17 protein-coding genes are annotated in these 17,849 nt (G+C 65.7%); 5 read left to right on the top strand and 12 right to left on the bottom strand.

The features are described 5' to 3' along the window. Positions 1-12: 12 nt before the first annotated feature. Positions 13-2,379: a transketolase gene (locus QUV11_RS07290; RefSeq protein ID WP_300881311.1), complete on the bottom strand. Its 2,367-nt coding sequence runs from the start codon at positions 2,377-2,379 to the stop codon at positions 13-15. Positions 2,380-2,521: 142 nt separating this feature from the next. Between QUV11_RS07290 and QUV11_RS07285 the strand changes: the two genes are divergently transcribed. Then, positions 2,522-3,142, top strand: coding sequence for a GNAT family N-acetyltransferase (locus QUV11_RS07285; protein ID WP_300881310.1), 621 nt, complete (start codon positions 2,522-2,524; stop codon positions 3,140-3,142). A gap of 34 nt (positions 3,143-3,176) precedes the next feature. Here the strand turns inward: QUV11_RS07285 and asd are convergent, their stop codons facing one another. The 8 genes from asd to hisG all read right to left on the bottom strand — a co-directional run bounded on the left by asd (position 3,177) and on the right by hisG (position 12,107). Further along, positions 3,177-4,028 carry an archaetidylserine decarboxylase gene (asd, locus tag QUV11_RS07280; RefSeq protein ID WP_300881309.1) on the bottom strand — a complete coding sequence of 284 codons (852 nt, stop codon included), beginning with the start codon at positions 4,026-4,028 and terminating at the stop codon, positions 3,177-3,179. Positions 4,029-4,100: 72 nt separating this feature from the next. Further along, a complete protein-coding gene (locus QUV11_RS07275) occupies positions 4,101-4,988 on the bottom strand; it encodes a cupin-like domain-containing protein (RefSeq protein WP_300881308.1) in 888 nt (295 codons plus the stop codon). After that, positions 4,981-6,183, bottom strand: a complete 1,203-nt coding sequence (locus QUV11_RS07270; RefSeq protein WP_300881307.1) for a GNAT family N-acetyltransferase — start codon at positions 6,181-6,183, stop codon at positions 4,981-4,983. Before QUV11_RS07270 ends, QUV11_RS07275 begins: the two co-directional genes overlap by 8 nt. Positions 6,184-6,392: 209 nt before the next feature. Continuing rightward, complete coding sequence (locus QUV11_RS07265) at positions 6,393-8,525, bottom strand: sodium-translocating pyrophosphatase (RefSeq protein ID WP_300881306.1); 2,133 nt, start codon at positions 8,523-8,525, stop codon at positions 6,393-6,395. Between the two features lie 135 nt (positions 8,526-8,660). Continuing rightward, positions 8,661-9,584 carry a thiamine-phosphate kinase gene (gene thiL / locus QUV11_RS07260; protein ID WP_300881305.1) on the bottom strand — a complete coding sequence of 308 codons (924 nt, stop codon included), beginning with the start codon at positions 9,582-9,584 and terminating at the stop codon, positions 8,661-8,663. 114 nt (positions 9,585-9,698) lie between these two features. Continuing rightward, the gene (nusB, locus tag QUV11_RS07255; protein WP_300881304.1) at positions 9,699-10,145 is read right to left on the bottom strand and encodes a transcription antitermination factor NusB; all 447 of its coding nucleotides are present in this window, start codon (positions 10,143-10,145) and stop codon (positions 9,699-9,701) included. 10 nt (positions 10,146-10,155) lie between these two features. Continuing rightward, the gene (gene hisD / locus QUV11_RS07250; RefSeq protein WP_300881303.1) at positions 10,156-11,445 is read right to left on the bottom strand and encodes a histidinol dehydrogenase; all 1,290 of its coding nucleotides are present in this window, start codon (positions 11,443-11,445) and stop codon (positions 10,156-10,158) included. Then, positions 11,442-12,107 carry an ATP phosphoribosyltransferase gene (hisG, locus tag QUV11_RS07245; RefSeq protein ID WP_300881302.1) on the bottom strand — a complete coding sequence of 222 codons (666 nt, stop codon included), beginning with the start codon at positions 12,105-12,107 and terminating at the stop codon, positions 11,442-11,444. The genes hisD and hisG overlap by 4 nt, the downstream gene beginning before the upstream one ends. A 38-nt stretch (positions 12,108-12,145) precedes the next feature. Between hisG and QUV11_RS07240 the strand changes: the two genes are divergently transcribed. Together QUV11_RS07240 and QUV11_RS07235 are read left to right on the top strand one after the other, a co-directional pair. Further along, on the top strand, positions 12,146-13,189 hold the full coding sequence (locus tag QUV11_RS07240; protein ID WP_300881301.1) for a DUF2332 domain-containing protein: 1,044 nt from the start codon (positions 12,146-12,148) through the stop codon (positions 13,187-13,189). 154 nt (positions 13,190-13,343) lie between these two features. Beyond that, positions 13,344-14,339 (top strand): phosphatase PAP2 family protein, encoded by a 996-nt coding sequence (locus tag QUV11_RS07235; protein WP_300881300.1) that lies wholly within the window; start codon positions 13,344-13,346, stop codon positions 14,337-14,339. 14 nt (positions 14,340-14,353) lie between these two features. On the opposite strand, the gene QUV11_RS07230 is transcribed toward QUV11_RS07235, so the two are convergent. The 3 genes from QUV11_RS07230 to QUV11_RS07220 all read right to left on the bottom strand — a co-directional run bounded on the left by QUV11_RS07230 (position 14,354) and on the right by QUV11_RS07220 (position 16,081). Then, entirely contained in the window at positions 14,354-15,271 is a 918-nt protein-coding gene (locus QUV11_RS07230; protein ID WP_300881299.1) for an alpha/beta fold hydrolase, read from the bottom strand. A gap of 61 nt (positions 15,272-15,332) precedes the next feature. Beyond that, the gene (locus tag QUV11_RS07225; protein ID WP_300881298.1) at positions 15,333-15,728 is read right to left on the bottom strand and encodes a hypothetical protein; all 396 of its coding nucleotides are present in this window, start codon (positions 15,726-15,728) and stop codon (positions 15,333-15,335) included. Between the two features lie 68 nt (positions 15,729-15,796). Next, positions 15,797-16,081 (bottom strand): BolA family transcriptional regulator, encoded by a 285-nt coding sequence (locus QUV11_RS07220; RefSeq protein ID WP_300881297.1) that lies wholly within the window; start codon positions 16,079-16,081, stop codon positions 15,797-15,799. A gap of 66 nt (positions 16,082-16,147) precedes the next feature. On the opposite strand from QUV11_RS07220, the gene QUV11_RS07215 reads away from it, so the two are divergent. Together QUV11_RS07215 and cobS are read left to right on the top strand one after the other, a co-directional pair. Then, positions 16,148-16,798: a J domain-containing protein gene (locus tag QUV11_RS07215; protein ID WP_289619657.1), complete on the top strand. Its 651-nt coding sequence runs from the start codon at positions 16,148-16,150 to the stop codon at positions 16,796-16,798. 55 nt (positions 16,799-16,853) lie between these two features. Next, a complete protein-coding gene (gene cobS, locus QUV11_RS07210; protein ID WP_289619658.1) occupies positions 16,854-17,846 on the top strand; it encodes a cobaltochelatase subunit CobS in 993 nt (330 codons plus the stop codon). The last annotated feature ends 3 nt before the right edge of the window (positions 17,847-17,849 follow it).

Raw genomic sequence — 17,849 nt, 5'->3', positions numbered from 1 at the left:
GTGTTGTGCTCCTCATCCGCGCTGCAGCACCAGCTCGGCCATCGCATCGATGATCGCCTCGCGGTCGAGCCGATAGGCGTGATACAGATCGAGCAGGTCGCCGGTCTGGCCGAAGCGGTCGGTGCCCAAGGGGCTGACCCGGTGGCCGCGCACCCCACCCAGCCAAGACAGCGCCGAGGGCGATCCATCGAGCACGGTGACGAGGCCTGCATCAGGGCTCAGAGCGCCGAGCAGCTTTTCGATATGGCTGGGACCTTGCGCCTTGCCGGTCCAGCGCGCGGCGCGCTGCGCGGACCAGTCGCGGTGCAGCCGGTCGGGCGAGGTCACCGCGAGCAGGCCGAGCCCGGGGATGTCGTCCTTGAGCGCGTCCCACGCCGCCAGCGCTTCGGGCGCGACCGCGCCGCAATAGGCGATCGCGGCGTCTGCCTGGCCCGACGGTTCGCGCAGCCAATAGGCACCCGCGATCGCGTCGTCCTCCCAGCTGCTATCCGTGCGGGCTGCCTGCTCGATCACCCGCGTCGTCAGCCGCAGATAAACCGAACTGCCGCCGTCCGCCTGCATATGCGCGAACGCCCAGCCCATCATCAGCGCGACCTCGTCGGCAAACGCCGGCTCGAAGCTTTCCAGCCCCGGCTGGCCCATGCCGATCAACGGGGTGTTGATCGACTGGTGAGCGCCGCCTTCGCCGGCCAGCGTGATCCCCGAGGGCGTACCGACCAGCAGGAACCGCGCATCCTGGTAGCAGCCGTAATTGAGCGCATCGAGCCCGCGCGCGATGAAGGGATCATAGACGGTTCCCACCGGCATCAGCCGCGTGCCGAAATGCGGCGCGGCAAGGCCCAAGGAGGCCAGCGCGAGGAAGAAGTTGTTCTCGGCGATTCCCAGCTCGATATGCTGTCCGGCGCGGTGCGCGGACCATTTCTGCGCCGAGGGGATCTTGATCCGCTGGTAGACATCGGCGAGCTCCTGCCGCCGGAACAGTCCGCGCTGGTTGACGAACGCGCCAAGATTGGTGGTCTGGGTGACATCGGGCGCGGTGGTGACCAGCCGGTCGGCGAGCGGTTCGCTCGATTTGGCCAGATCGTGCAGCACCTTGCCGAACGCCGCTTGCGTCGATTGCTCCTTGCCTTCGGGCACCGGCAGCCGGTCGGGCAGGGGGATGGCGGGCGCGGCATGCTCGGCCTGCTTGCGCGCGATCGGGCTGGCATCCACGAACGCCTGCAGCGTGCTGGCGAGGTTGTCGCCCAACCCGGACCATTTGCCCCATTCCTCGCCCGGCGAAATGCCCAGATCGCTGCGCAGGCTTTCGATCTGGCCGGTGTTCATCATCCCTGAATGGTTGTCCTTGTGCCCTGCGAGCGGCAGGCCATAGCCCTTGACGGTATAGGCGATCAGCAGCGTCGGGCGCTCGTCGTCCATGCTGTCAAAGGCGTCGAGCAGCGTCTCGATGCAATGCCCGCCCAGATTGGTCATCAGCCGGGCGAGTTCGGCGTCGTCAAACGAGCCGAGCAGATCGGCGACGCCGCGCTTCTTGCCGATGTCGTGCATCAGCCGCTCGCGCCACGCCGCGCCGCCCAGATAGGTGAGCGCGGCGAATTCGGCGTTGGGGCAGGTCTCGATCCAGTCCTCGAGCGCCTTGCCGCCGGGGCGCTGGAAGGCCGCGCGCTGCAATTTGCCGTGCTTGAGCGTGACGACGCGCCAGCCGCAGGTCTCGAAGATGTCGTCGAAGCGGCGGAACATGCGGTCGGCGGTGGTGGCATCGAGCGACTGGCGGTTGTAGTCGACCACCCACCAGCAGTTGCGCAGATCGTGCTTGTAGCCCTCGATCAGGCATTCGTAGATGTTGCCCTCGTCGAGCTCGGCATCACCCATCAGCGCGATCATCCGGCCCGACTGCTCCTCGCGCATCTGGCCGTGCGCGATCAGATAATCCTGCACCAGCGAGGAGAACGCGGTGATCGCGACGCCGAGGCCTACCGATCCGGTGGAGAAATCCACCGGGATGGAATCCTTGGTGCGCGAGGGGTAGCTCTGCACCCCGCCAAGCCCGCGGAAGCGCTCCATCTTCTCGCGGGTCTGCTCATCGAGCAGATAATGGATCGCGTGCAGCACGGGCCCGGCATGCGGCTTGACCGCAACCTTGTCCTGCGGGCGCAGCGCGTGGAAATACAAGGCCGCCATGATCGCGGTCATCGAGGCGCAGCTCGCCTGGTGCCCACCGACCTTGAGGCCGTCACGCTTGTCGCGCAGCGTGTTGGCGTTGTGGATCATCCACGACGACAGCCAGCGCAGCCTTTGCTCGATCTGGGTCAGCAACTCGACCGTCTCGGCGCGGTCCGGCCGGGTCGCGATGTCGGCGGCGAGGGTCGATGCAGTCATTGGCGGGGTAACCTTCCGATGGGCCAAGGGCAGGGCTGCATGCTATATCGTTGGTCGGCCGGATTTTGCTAGGTTGCAAAAACGCCGCCGGTCGATTGTGATGCAGTCCGAGCGGCAAAGACTGAGCGAGGGCGCAAGACCAATGAGCGACGAACGGCCTTCGGGCGAGATCATCGACCAGATCATCCACACCACCGCCAGCGACGGCAGATCGATCTGCATCCGCTCGATCCGCAGCTCGGACGCCGAGCAGATGCGCGCGGGCATCGCGCATCTTTCCACCCAGTCGCGCTATCTGCGGTTCTTCTCGGTGCAGCCGATGCCATCGGACAGCGTCATCCGGAAACTGGTCGACGCCGACGGGCATGACCATATCGCCTGGGGTGCGATCCATATGGACGGCGCGGACAACCCCGCGATCGGCGCGGTCCACGCCTTCCGCAGCTCCGAGCAGGACCGGTCGGGCGAGTTCTCGGTCGCGATCCTCGACGATTATCACGGCATCGGGCTGGGTCGGATGCTGACGGCGGTGCTGCTGATCAACTGCTGCGCCGAGCAGATGCCAGTGCTCGACATCCAGACGCTGGCGGAAAACCAGGCCGCGATCGGCTTCATCCGCGCGATCGGAGGCGAGCTGCGGCAATGGGACAGCGGCGTGCAGGACTATACTTTGGAGGTGAAGCCCGCCATCGCCAAGCTGCGCGCGACCAGCGACCTGCAGGGGATCCGCGACATCTTCGCGGCGCTCGACCGCTATCTATAAGGCGAGGCCCCGGCGAGGCCCCGGCGAGGCGTGGTCAGCCCGGGCGATTGCCCATCATCTCGCCCAGCCGCACCGGCCGTTCGGGCGCCCAATCGGGATTGAACACGATGTTGTCCTGCCGGAACAGCATGATCACCGTCGATCCCAGCAGGAAGCGACCCATTTCCGCGCCCTTGGCGAGCGTGATGTCCTGATCGGTGTAATCCCATTGCGAGAGCCTGCCCGTGCGCTTGGCGTTGATCACCCCGTGCCAGGGCGTCGCCATGCTGCCCACCACCGTAGCGCCGACCAGCACCATCACGAACGGGCCGTGCTCGGGCGATTCGAACACGCACACCACGCGCTCGTTGCGCGCGAACAGGTTGGCGACGCCGCGTGCGGTCACCGGATTGACCGAGTAGAGCGCGCCGGGAACATGGATCATCCGCATCAGCCGCCCGTCGCAGGGCATGTGCAACCGGTGATAGTCGCGCGGCGACAGGTACAGATTGGCAAAGCTGCCATGCTGGAAGGGTGCGGCCAGCGCGGCATCGCCGCCGACCAGATCGGTGATGGTGTAGCGGTGGCCCTTGGCCTGCAGGATATGGTGGTCGTCGATCGCGCCGAACTGGCTGATCGCGCCATCGACCGGGCTGACGAAATCCGCGTCGGCCAAGGGCCGCGCACCGGCCTTGAGCGGGCGGGTGAAAAAGTCGTTGAAGCTGGCATAGCTTGCGATATCGGGGTTTTCCGCCTCGCTCATGTCGACCTTGTAGCGGCCCACGAACCAGCGGATCAGCCTGGTGGTCGCGCCGCCGCCGCGCGCTCCGGCTACACGCCCGGCCAGCGTGGTGACGAGTTGCTTGGGCAGCAGGTGCTGCAGAAGGATGCTCAGACGTTCGGACATCTGTGAGGCTGTGTGCGAAAAACCGCGTCAGGTCCAGCCACTGTGCGGCGGGTGGTGCGCCCGGTGGTGCGTTCAGTCGAGCCCGAGCTTGCGCAGCACCCGGTAGCCGAAGGATTTCACCGCATTGTTGACCGGATAGCGCCGGGGCGGGGCGGGGTTGAGGCCGAACTTGCGCAGCACCGAATTCATCGCGTGCGCGTCGGTCTCGGCATAGCTCCATTCGGAGCGCCAGGTGATCGACAGCGAGATCGAGGGCTTGTCGCCGTTGCGGACATAATGCGGCGCCATCACGGGGACGAAGATCGCCTGGCCGGGATCGAGGCGGTAATCGGTGCCGTGTGCGGCAAAGCCCTCGTCCCAGGGCAGATTGCGCGGCCCGCCGCCCGAATGATAGGCCTCGTGCGCTTGCGGCGCGGCAAAGCGCGGGTCGCCTGCCGGGAACACCGTCATCGTCTTGTGGCCGCGCAATTGCAGCAGGATGTTGTGTTCGGGATCGAAATGATAGGGCGTCATCGATCCGGGCGAGGACACGAAGATGAAGCCTTCCGGGCGCAGCATCGCGCCGGTCGTCACGCTGGTGACATCGTCGAGTTCACCCAGCAGCGCCAGCAACAGATCGCTATAGGCCGGCACCTGTTCGATGTTCTTGAGCACGCACCAGCTGTTGGCGCTGTCGATCCCGCGGATCGTCTCGCCGATGGTCATGCCGTTCGAGGGCACGTCCTCGGGGCGGATGCCGATGGGCAGATCGCCGCGGTTGTATTCGAGCGACCGGTCGGGCAGCGATTCGCCCAGCTTCGCCAGCGCCTCGAGCTCGAGCAGCGGGTGCTGCAGCAGGCAGTGGCTGAGCACATGCGGCGTTTCGGGATAGCACAGCGCAAAGCGTGCCTTGGCATCGCCGGTGAACACCGCGCCGGTCAGGGCATCTGCAAATTCGGCCGGATGGGGCTGATCAGTCATCGTCATTCTCCACGGAATGGGAAGGCGCGGGGGCACCGGCAGCAGCGGCGCGGCGACGGTCCATCATGCGTTCGCCCTGGCGGAACAGGCCGAACAGGGCAGGGCGACCATAGCCCTTGAGCGCGACCGACACGCGCGCGACATGGCGGCGCTCGGCCCACAGGCTGTCGATCATCGGATGGCCCTCGGCGGCGCAGCTGTCCATCCAGGCGAGGCCATGATGCTTCAAAATATCGAGATTGTCGATCTGCAGCAGCACCCCGGGCGAGAAGCGGGCGTATTCCTCGGCAAAAGCGGTCTTGAACGAGAAGCCGCCGGGCGGGCTCAGGAAATTGACCAGCATTGCGATCGCATGTCCATCGAGCCGCATGGCGATGAGATGCAGCCGCCCGGAGGCGTGCGCGGCGTGGCTCGCCTCGAGAAACAGGGCCCGGGTCTCCGTCATATCGGTCAGGGCAGAGCCGTTGCGGCCCTTCCATCCCGATTGCTCGAGCGCCATGAACTCGGCCAGCCAGGCATCGAGCCCGGCGGGCTCGCAGCCCTCGATGGTTTCGATGCTGCCAAGCTCGGCGAGCCGGTTGCGCAGGCGGGCCAGTTCCTTGCGCTTCTTCTTGCGCACCACCTGCTCGTAATAGGCGGGGCCATCGAGGTCGGTCGCCAGCATCGCGCGTTCTTCGGCGAGCACGATGGCGCAGCCGCGTTGCTGGCGGGCGCAAAGCTGCTCCAGCGCGGCGAACACCGGGCCATCGGTGGCGATGCCGTGCAGGTGCAGAAACAGGCCCGCATTCGACCTGCGGTCAAGATCGCCAAGCAGCGCTTGCCAGAATGCGGTTTCGTGGCCGGGCCGAACCAAAGGCGTGCCCAGAAAGCAGTTGGGGTGCCGCCAGTTCTGGCTGTGCGGCACCGGCCATCGGCCATAATGCGTCTCGCGCGCGATCGGCATCAGTCCGCACAACTGGTCATCGATATGCACCGCGGCGATCTCGGCTCGGCGCAGCGTATCGCAGTGGCGGATCGCGGGAACCAGAAACTCGGGCGCATGGAAAAAATTGGGCTCGCTGGCGGTATCGGCAAGCCGGTGCCAGGCGTTCACGAACGCTGCATCGAGGGCCGCCGGATCGAAACGCGACAGGCGCATCCCGACGTCTGCCGCCGTGACGGTTATCGATCCTGCCGTGACCAGGCCTTGATCCATGCGGCTATAGCGTTCCTGCTTCAGTCCGGAACAACCTCGGACCCCCAAGACGCTATAGCGCATAACATCGAAACAACAGCTTAAGTGCAGTGGTTAATCCGTTAAGCCTGAAACGCGATCATGGCGCGGCGGCAGTTGCCAAGAAAAAGCCCCGCCGGAAGGGACCGGCGGGGCGAGTTGTCGTTCAGATGAGAAGGCTAACGCAAGCTTCAGCCGGCGGCAAGTGCCGCAAGCAGCAGCAAGGCGACGATGTTGGTGATCTTGATCATCGGGTTGACCGCAGGGCCTGCGGTGTCCTTGTAGGGATCGCCCACGGTGTCGCCGGTGACCGCGGCCTTGTGTGCTTCGGATCCCTTGCCGCCATGGTTGCCGTCCTCGATGTACTTCTTGGCGTTGTCCCACGCGCCGCCGCCGCTGGTCATCGACAAGGCGACAAACAGGCCGGAGACGATCACGCCGAGCAGCAGCGCACCCAGCGCAGCAAAGCCATTGGCCTGGCCCGCGACCGCGGTGATGACGTAATAGACCACGATCGGCGCGAGCACCGGCAGCAGCGAGGGGATGATCATCTCCTTGATCGCAGCCTTGGTGACCAGATCGACCGTGCGGGCGTAATCGGGCTTCGAGGTGCCCAGCATGATGCCGGGGTTGGTGCGGAACTGCTCGCGCACCTCCTCGACCACCGCGCCCGCTGCGCGGCCCACCGCGGTCATTCCCATCGCGCCGAACAGATAGGGCAGCAACGCGCCGAGCAGCAGCCCGACGATCACGTACGGGTTGGACAGCGAGAAATCGACCGGGACATCGGGGAAGAACTCCTTGAGGTCGGTGGTGTACGCGCCGAACAGCACCAACGCGGCAAGCCCTGCCGAGCCGATCGCATAGCCCTTGGTCACCGCCTTGGTGGTGTTGCCGACCGCATCGAGCGCATCGGTCTTTTCGCGGACGCTGTCGGGAAGGCCTGCCATTTCGGCGATTCCGCCCGCGTTGTCGGTCACCGGGCCATACGCATCCAATGCAACGACCATACCGGCGAGCGCCAGCATCGCGGTCGCGGCAAAGGCGATGCCGACCACGCCAGCGAGCTGGTGCGCGACGATCACCGCGACCACGATCAGCAGCGTCGGCAACGCGGTCGCCTCGAGGCTGATCGCCAGCCCCTGGATGACGTTGGTGCCGTGCCCGGTTTCGGACGCCTTGGCGATCGAGCGGACCGGGCGATAGTTGGTGCCGGTGTAGTATTCGGTGATCCAGATGATCAGCCCGGTGACGCCCAGCCCGACCAGCATCGTCAGATACAGGTCCATTCCGGTGAAGGTCTGGGTGATCACGCCTTCCTCGGGCTTCAACGAATAGGCGCTGCCCATGCCGATGATCGCATCGGTGACGAAATACAGACCGATCGCCGAGAGCACCGCGGTGACCGCGAAGCCCTTGTACATCGCGCCCATGATCGAGTTCGATGATCCCAGCCGCACGAAATAGGTGCCGATGATCGAGGTCAGGATGCACAGTCCGCAGACGCCCAGCGGCAGTCCGACCAAAGGCAGCAATGCGGCATCATCGCCTGCCACCAGCAGCGCAATCGCGACCATGGTGACGCCGATGGTGACGACATAGGTTTCGAACAGATCGGCCGCCATCCCGGCGCAGTCGCCGACATTGTCGCCGACGTTATCGGCGATCACCGCAGGGTTGCGCGGGTCATCCTCGGGAATGCCGGCCTCGACCTTGCCGACCAGGTCGGCGCCGACATCGGCAGCCTTGGTGAAGATGCCGCCGCCCAGACGCGCGAAGATCGAGATCAAGGACGCGCCGAACGCGAGCGCAACCAGGCCGTTGACGATGTTGCGGTCTTCGGGATTGCTCAGGCCATGGCCTGCGACTGCATAGAGGTAATAGAAATAGCCCGCGGTGGCGAGCAAGCCGAGCCCGGCGACCAGCATTCCGGTGATCGCCCCCGCGCGAAACGCCAGCGTGAGGCCCGCCTGCAGCGAGACGCTCGCGGCCTGCGCGGTGCGCATGTTGGCGCGGACCGAGATGTTCATGCCGATATAGCCCGCAACGCCCGACAGCACCGCGCCGAGCAGGAAGCCGATGGCGGAGACGGGATTGCCGAACTTGTCGAGCAGCGCCCAGACGAGCACCAGCACGACGGCTCCGACGATGGCGATGGTGCGATACTGGCGGCCGAGATAGGCCTGTGCGCCTTCCTGAATGGCGGCGCCGATTTCCTGCATTCTGGCGTTGCCGGGTGACTGGCTCAAGACCTGGCGGCTGGTGAAGATTCCATACAGAACCGCAACCACCCCACAAAGGATGGCTATCAAAACAACATTCATGCGTCGCTCCCCCAAAAAAGCGAAGGCCATATTGGCCAAGGTCGGTGATCACCGCGCCCTTCACATGAACGTCAGCGTCCCGGCGCATAGGTATAAGCGGGGTTTACAGGGGCGCAACTTAATAAAGTTAAGGGTTCAGCCGTGCAGCCAGCCGAGCTTTTTTGGCAAATCGACCGGCAATCCGTTCCATACCAGGCTGAGGCCAGACCCTTCGGAAAAACTGCCGACGCGCTGTGCGGCGACCGGCAAATGCGCTTCGCTGTCGGCGGCGAACAGCAGCCGATAATCGTCGCCACCGGTGGCGGCCGACAGGGCAGAGGCCTGATCGGCGCCAAACGTCTGGACGAAGTCGTCCGAAAGCGGAACCTTGGCCAGATTGATCCGCACCGCCAGGTTCGAGGCGCCTGCCATCCGCGCGGCATCGATCAGCAGCCCATCGGACACGTCCATCATCGCATGCGCGATCGGCGCCAGCGCGCGGCCATCGGCGATGCGCGCCTGCGGCCGGCGATAGGCCGCGATCAGCGAAGGCGGCGCGCTCTTGCCCTTCTGCAGCAGCTGCAGCCCGGCCCAGCCATCGCCGATCGTCCCGGTGACGAACAGCCCGTCGCCTGCGAGCGCGCCGCTGCGCGAAGGCGGCACCGGCACCGAGGGGAGGCCGATCGCGGTCAGCGACAGCACCCGCGGCGTGCCCACCGGCGCGCTGATCGTATCGCCGCCGATCAGCATCATGCCGTAATGGATTAGAGCCTCGCCCAGTCCGTCGACAAAGGCGCGGTCCCACGCCGCATCCCCGGACAGCGTGTGCCCGGTCAGGCAGGCCAGCGGGGTCGCGCCCTTGGCGGCCAGATCGGACACATTCACCGCGACCAGCTTCCACGCGACATCGGCGGGGGGATCGGCGGCGAGGAAGTGCACGCCCTCGGCGAGCATGTCCTTGGTGACGACCAGCGCCTGCTGGCCGATGGTCAGCACCGCCGCGTCATCGTTGAGCCCCCGCGCCGCCGGATCGGTGGCGAGCTTGCGGAGCAGGTCGATGAAGGCGGGCTCGGTGGTCAAGACCAAACAGCCTGACCTTTTACGTCACCCCCGCGCAGGCGGGGGTCCCGCTTTTGCGCCAGCGTCACACCGAAGCGGGATTCCCGCGTTCGCGGGAATGACGAAGATGGGCCGTTATGCCCGCACATCTTTGGCAATCGCGTCGAGCAACCCGTTGGCAAAGCGCGTGTCCTTGGCGTCGAAGAACGCGTGCGCGACATCGAGATATTCGTTGATCACGCTGCCCACCGGGACATCGCGCCGCGCCAGCAGCTCATAGGTGCCCGCGCGCAGGATCTGGTGCAACGTGCGGTCGAGCCGGGTCAGCGACCAGCCGCTGGCAAGCTTGCCCTCGATCAGCCCATCGATCTCGGCGAGCCGCGCAGTGGTGCCTTCGACGACATCGTCAAAGAAGTCGACATCGGCGTCGGCGAACTGGTCGTCATCGATTTCCTCCCCCAGCCGGTGCATGTGGAACTCGTGCAGCAACTGCGGGATGGGGATTTCCTCCATCGTGTGCTGGTACAGCGCCTGGACCGCGGCAAGGCGGGCGGCGGAGCGGGATTGGGATTTTGGGTTCATTGGGGTTCCATCATGTCAGGCGGCGCCGGACGCTGTCGGCGTGCGCGGGCAGGCCTTCCATCTCGGCGAGCGCCACCGCTGCCGGACCGATCGCCTGCAGGCCTTCGCGACCCAGCTCGATAAAGCTGGTGCGCTTCATGAAATCGAGCACCGACAGGCCCGAAGAAAAGCGTGCGCGCCGCCCGGTGGGCAGCACATGGTTGGGCCCGGCGACGTAATCGCCGACGGCCTCGGGGGTGAGGCGCCCCAGGAACACCGAGCCAGCGTGCTTCACCTTGGCGAACAGCTTTTCGGGCTCATCGACCGCGAGCTCGAGATGCTCGGCGGCGAGCCGGTTGACCAGCGGCATCGCGTCTTCGAGGCTGTCGACGACGATGATCGCGCCGTTGGTTTCCCACGCCTTGGTTGCAACCTGTTCGGTCGAAAGCTGGGCGAGCTGGACACCGACGGTATCCGCGACAATGTCGGCAAAGCCCGCATCGTCGGTGAACAGGATCGACTGGCTGGTCGGGTCATGTTCGGACTGGCTGAGCAGGTCGGCGGCGATCCATTCGGGGTCGCTTTTGGCGTCCGACACCACGACGATCTCGGAGGGGCCTGCGACCATGTCGATGCCGACCACGCCGTAAAGCTGGCGCTTGGCCTCGGCGACCCAGGCATTGCCGGGGCCGGTGATGACATCGACCGCGCGGATCGTGTCGGTGCCGAAGGCAAGCGCCGCAACCGCCTGCGCGCCACCGATCCGCCAGATCTCGTCGACTCCTGCCAGATGCGCAGCGGCGAGCACCAGCGGGTTGATGATCCCCTGGGGCGTGGGCGTGACGACGACCAGTCGCTCGACCCCTGCGACCTTGGCGGGGATCGCGTTCATCAGCAGCGATGATGGGTATGCCGCGCGGCCACCGGGCACGTAGAGCCCGGCAGCATCGACCGCGGTCCAGCGCGCACCGAGGCGCACGCCTGCGGCATCGGTATAGTCACGGTCCTCGGGCAGTTGCGCTGCGTGATAGGCGCGAATGCGGCTGGCGGCGAGATCGAGCGCGGTGCGCAGCTCGTCGGAGAGCGCCGCATAGGCTGCCGCACACTCCGCCTTGCCGATGCTCCAGCCGTCGCCATCAAGGCTGTGGTTGTCGAAGCGTGCGGTGTAATCGATCAGCGCCGCATCGCCGCGCGCCTTGACGTCGGCGATGATCGCGGTGACATCGCGGCTGACCTCGATATCGCTCTCGCGACGACCGCGCACCAGCCGGTCGAACGCCTTGGCGAAATTGGCATCGCGCGTGGAAAGTCGCAGCGTCATGCCGCCTGCCTCTGCTCGGCGGCGAGATCGCGGAACGCGGACATCAGCGGCCCCAGCCGCGCATGATCCTTTTTGAGCGCGGCGCGGTTGATGATCAGCCGTGCCGACACCTGCGTGATGACTTCGGTTTCAACCAGGCCGTTGTCCTTGAGCGTGCGGCCCGATTCCACCAGATCGACGATCTGCCGCGCCAGACCCAGCGAGGGGGCGAGCTCCATCGCGCCGTTCAGCTTCACGCACTCGGCCTGCACGCCCTGCCGTTCGAAATGGCGGCGGGTGATGTTGGGATATTTGGTGGCGACGCGGATGTGCGACGGGCGCGGCTGGCGCGCGCCGGCCTCGTCGACGGGCTCTGCCACCGACAGGCGGCAATGGCCGAAGTTGAGGTCCACGGGCGCGTAGAGGTCCGAATAATCGAACTCGTCGATCACGTCCGAGCCGACGATGCCGATCTGCGCCGCGCCATGCGCCACGAAGGTCGCGACATCGAACGCGCGCACGCGGATGATGTCCATGTCGGCGCGGTTGGTGCGGAAGCGCAGCGAGCGGTTCTTGGGATCGTGGAATTCGGGCGCAGGCTCGATCCCCACCCGCGCCAGCACGGGCAGGGCATCGTCGAGGATTCGCCCCTTGGGGATTGCAAAGATCAGCGTGTCGGCCATGGTCGCGGCATGTAGGGCCAAGCAGGGCAAAGGGCAATATGGAGCGGCACGACGAAATCGCATGGCAGATCGGCGCGCAGGCCGATCACGTGGCGGCCAATGATGCGCCGGCGACCGCGGCGATCTGCCGCGCGCTGATTGCCCTGGCACGCGGAGATACGGCGTGCGGGCGACGGATCGCGGATTGGCCGGGCGATGTGCTCGCCGATGCAATGCCGCTGCGGCTGGCGGGCGGGCTGCATCATCTGTTCCGCAAGGGGGAGGGGCCTGCGCTGGGCGCGGTCTACGCCCGCGAGGTGACGGGGCAGGCTCAGATCGATGCGATCGTCGCAGACGTGGTGGCCGCGCACGATGCCGAGCTGCTGCCGTGGTTCGACGGCCCGCCGCAGACCAACGAGGCGGGGCGCTCGGCAAGCTTCGTCGCGGCGCTGCACTGGCTGGCGAGCCGGACGACGGCTGTGTTCGAACTGGGCGAGATCGGGTCGAGCGCGGGGATGAACCTGCTGATCGACCGTTATGGCTATGATCTTGGCGGGGTGGTCTCGGGCCCTGCGGATGCACCGTGCACGATCCGCCCCGACTGGCAGGGCGCGCCTCCACCGGATACGGCTTTCCACATCACCAGCGTGCGCGGCTGCGACCTCCAGCCGATCGATGTGCGCGATGACGCCGCTGCCGACCGGCTGATCGCCTATATCTGGCCCGAGGCGCATGCGCGGTTCGAACGGATGGAGGCGGGCATCGCGATGATCCGTGCGCGCCCAGTCGATCTGGTCCAGGCCGACGCTGCCGACTGGGTCACCGCGCGGCTGGCCGAGCCGCAGGAGCCGGGCGTCACCCGCGTGCTGATGCATTCGATCGTTTGGCAATACATCCCGCCCGAGCGGCAGGTGATGATCGAAGCCGCGATGGCCCGAGCGGGGGCCGCAGCGACGGCGGAACGCCCGCTGGGATGGATCGCGCTGGAAACCAACCGCGCGACCTTCCGCCATGAGTTGAAGGTGCGGTACTGGCCCGGCGGTTGCGAGCCGAGTCTGCTCGGCGAAGCGCAGGCACATGGCGCCTGGGTGCGGTGGCGCTGAGATGGGGCCTTTTGCCTGACGTGGCGCGCGCGCCTGATGGCTCGGCCAAGGCTGCAACCGGACATGCGGGCAGATTTAGCCGCATTTTAAGGTTTGCCGCCTATCGCGGAACCTCGATCGGGCGGGCTCCGGCGGCACCATCGCGAGACAGGGCATGCACAAGACGATTTCATCCGCAGAAACCATCGTGCTCCTGGTGATCCTGGCGTGTTTCGGCGCGTCGGTAGTGCTGTCCTCTCAAGGATACGGAGAGGTGGCCTGGGGCAAGTTCGCGTTCCCCTATCTCTGCTCGCTGGGTCTGGTTGTCCTGGGCACGTTCTACAGAACGTCGCGCAACAACGACCGGATCGCCACGGTCCTCATCGTGACCGGATTGTACGTGGGGTTCACCAACGCCGGCGCGACCTTGAATTATCTGCTGTTCAGCGCCGATGCCCCGAAACTGGACCCGCTGCTGATGGCGCTGGATGCCATGATCGGTTTCGAATGGGCCGCCTTTGTGATGTGGTTCGAAGGACGGCAGCTGCTTTCCGACATTCTGGGGATCGTCTACCAAAGCTCGCTGCTCCAGCTCATGCTCGTCATCGGGCTGCTCGGGTTCACTGGCAGGACGCGTTCACTGCACGAATTCATGCTGGTTGGCGTTTTTTCGAGTGTCGTCAGCATATCGATCTGGGCGGTTGCCCCCAGCTTCGGACCGGCACACATCGTCGAGCTGCCCGCGCACCTGCGCGATGGCCTCGGTCTGACCGTCGATGCGGACTACATCGCGCATCTCCGGCTGATCGCCAATAACGGGTCGGAAGTGATTGAACCCTTGTCGCTGCAGGGGCTGATCGCCTTCCCGTCGATGCACACGGTGATGGCCATGATGACCGTGTTCTACACACGGCGGACCAGCCTGTTTCCCGTGTTTCTTGCGATCAACATCCTGATGCTGCCCGCCATCCTTCTGCACGGCGGCCACCATCTGGTGGATGTGCTGGGCGGCTTTGCAGTCTTTGCGTTTGTTGTCTGCGCCATCCGCGCTTTGGGCCACGCCGGTGCGCACCTGGTGCCAGCCCCGGCGTACGCGGGGACTGGCATTGCTCCTACGTTAGGGCGGGATAGCGTCCGCGACGATCCGGCGCTGTCGGCGCGGGCGGACTGAATAGAAATAGCCGGCTATCGCCCGGATGGGGCCTGATCGTTTGGATCGGCCAACCATTCTTCCATCGCCGCGATCAACGCATCCGGCTGTTCCCACGGCACGAAATGCCCGCCGGGGGCTTTCACCAGCGTCAGGTCGGGAACCAGGGTGTCGATGCCGACGAGCAAGGACGGACGCAGCGCGTAATCGTCCATCGCCCAATAGAGCAAAGTCGGCTGGGTCACCGGGGGGAAGGGGCGGTCGAGATATGCGGGCCGCTCCACTTCCCCTTCCATCGGCGGGACGATCAGCGGGCTGGCACGGTACCAGTTGACCATCGCGGTGAACGCGCCGGGGGTCTGCCATTGCGCGAGGTAGATCGCGCGTTCCTCCGGCGTGATGTGGACCACCGCGCTGGGTTCGGCAAAGCGCGAATCGAAATAGGCATCCCAGCCCATCTGCGCGACGATTTGCTCGAAATCCGGGCGACGCATTTCGGTGATGTATTGCGCCGAGGCGCGCTGGTCGGGGTCATCGAACAGCGCCTTCTGATAGGTGAACGGGTGCGCGGAATTGGCCATGATCAGCCGGGTGATCCGGTCGGGATGATTGAGCGCGGCCATCCACGCGATCGCGCCGCCCCAGTCGTGACCGACCAGGGTGAAGGTGTCGATACCCAGATGATCGGCCAGCGCCAGCAGATCCGCGACCATGGCCTTGGGCTGATACGCCTCGATGCCCTCGGGCTTGGAGGACCCTGCAAAGCCGCGCTGGTCGGGTGCGATCAGCCGGTAGCGGTCGGCGAAATGCGCCATCACGTAGCGCCACGTGCGGTGCGATTCGGGAAACCCGTGCAGCAGGATCAGCGGCGGCGCGTCGGCGGGGCCGGTGATCGCGACGTCGAGTTCGACCCCGGTGGGCAGCGCGATGCGGGTGAGTGCAAAATCGGTCATCACATGGTCCCCACAGGATCTGACGGCGAAGGCTCATGCCAACCATTTCTGCCGAAAAGCGTCAAGGCATCTGTCCGAACATGCGCCGCAGTCGACGGTGCCGGTGGTCGAAGAACATGCGGATCAGCGCAGCCGTCACGTCGGGCAGGATCTTTGGTTCAAACTCCAGCGTGTCGGTGACCTTGCAGCCGGTGCCGGCATCGGTCAGCCGGCGCTCGTGCCGCCACTGCGCCATTCCGGTCATCGGTGATTGCTCGACAAACCCCGATCCTGGCTCCAGCGAGAGCAAAGTGAGCGCGCTCGTCCCGGCTGGGAGGAAGCCGCCGAGCAGCAGCCGACTGCGAAACAGCGGCTGGCCTGGCGTCAGCGGCAGGTCAGTCAGACTATCCACCCCCGGCGGCGACGTCATCGCCAGCACCGGCATCATCTCGCGCCGCAATCCGGTCAGCGATGTCACCGATCGCCAGACCTGCACGCGGTCGGCGGCGAGTGCGGAGGTGAACGAGGCGGTGTGATTGCGCAGGGTTATTCCCCGGGTGCGCGGGCCTTGATCGCCATCGCGTGGACCTTCTGCCCCGGCAGGTCGCCCAGCGCGGCGTTGACCATCCGCTGGCGTTCGAGCCGCGACTTGCCGGTGAAGGCGGCGCTTTCGATGATCACGGTGAAATGCGATTCGCCGCTGCCGTCATCGCCCATATGGCCGCTGTGCTTGGCGCTGTCGTTGATCACGTCGAGCTGCAGCGGCGATAGCGCCGTCCTCAGCCGGTTTTCGATTTCGCTGGCCATCGGGCCCTTGGTTTTCGTGTCCATGCCACCCTATATAGACCGTTCCTTGCCGCAATACGAGGCGGCACGCAGCAACGGACGGCGTGGATTTTGACGGACTCTGGAGGATCGCAGCGAGATGGCGGCAGCGCACGGCGTCGGGCGCGATTCCATGGGCGGGTCGAGGGGACCGGACACCGCTGCGACTGGGCCGAGTGCCCCGAGGATGGCGAGTTTCGCGCGCCGCCGGCCGAAAATCGCGCGCATGGGGCGCAGTTCGATGGGCCGGGCCGCTATCGCTGGTTCTGCCTCGAGCACATCCGCGCGTTCAACGAACGCTACAATTTCTTCGCGGGAATGAGCGCCGAAGAGATCTACGAGGCGCAGCGGCCAACCTCGGGCTGGGACCGCGAGACCCGCGCCTTTGCCGCAGGTGCGGGCCAGGCGCCGCGCTGGGGCGACTTTTCGGATCCGCTCGATGCCATCGGCGCGCGCTTTCGGCAGAACATCAAGGATCGCGCCGCCGCCCAGGCCAACGACCGCGCCGCGGCGCAGCGCGGGCTCAGCGTCGCCGATCGCAGCGCGCTCAAGACTTTGGGGCTGAGTGCGGACGCCGACCGCGCCACGATCCGCCAGGCGTATTCAAAGCTGGTCCGCGCCTATCACCCGGACCGTAACGGCGGCGACCGCAGCCACGAGAAAGCCTTGCAGGAGGTCATCGCCGCCTATACGCACTTGCGCAAACTTGCTGCATTTGCCTGATGATGCCATCGGGCAGGGGCATCCCCCAAACGACCGACAATTAGCGGACACCACCATGACAGATATTTCCAATACCCAGCCTGACAGCCGCGACGGCACCGTGCTTGATGCCCCCGACCGGATGGTGAAGGCGCGCGACGTGTTCGGCGTCGACATCGACATGGAAGTGCCCGCTTTCAGCGAGGCCGACGAGCGCGTTCCCGATCTCGACCCAAGCTATGTGTTCGACCCGGAAACCACGCTCGCGGTGCTGGCGGGCTTTGCCCACAACCGCCGCGTGATGGTGCAGGGCTATCACGGCACGGGCAAGTCGACGCACATCGAGCAGATCGCCGCGCGACTCAACTGGCCGTGCATCCGCATCAACCTCGATGCGCATATCAGCCGTATCGATCTGGTCGGGCGCGACGCGATCGTGCTGCGCGACGGCAAGCAGGTCACCGAGTTCCGCGAGGGCCTGCTGCCCTGGGCGCTGCAGACCCCGACTGCTCTGGTGTTCGACGAATATGACGCGGGCCGCCCCGACGTGATGTTCGTGATCCAGCGCGTGCTCGAGACCGAGGGCAAATTGACGCTGCTCGACCAGAACCGGGTGATCCGCCCGAACCCGTATTTCCGGCTGTTCGCCACCGCCAACACCGTGGGCCTGGGTGACACCAGCGGGCTGTATCACGGCACCCAGCAGATCAACCAGGGCCAGATGGACCGGTGGAACATCGTGTGCACGCTCAACTATCTGCCCGCCGAGACCGAAGCCAAGGTGGTGCTCGCCAAGGTCGGCGAGACCGATCCCAAGGTGGTCAAGAACATGGTCAAGGTTGCCGATCTCACCCGCCAGGGTTTCATCAACGGCGATATCTCGACCGTGATGAGCCCGCGCACCGTGATCAGCTGGGCACAGAACGCCGCGATCTTCCACAACATCGGCTTCGCGTTCCGGCTGTCGTTCCTCAACAAATGCGACGAGGCCGAACGGATGCTGGTGGCGGAATATTATCAGCGCGTGTTCGGTGAGGATCTGCCCGAGAGCATCATCGGCAAGGGGTGATTT

Source organism: Blastomonas sp., assembly GCF_030373265.1.
GTDB lineage: Bacteria > Pseudomonadota > Alphaproteobacteria > Sphingomonadales > Sphingomonadaceae > Blastomonas.
The sequence above is the reverse complement of the archived record's forward strand: the minus strand, read 5'-3'. Positions and strand labels throughout refer to the sequence as shown.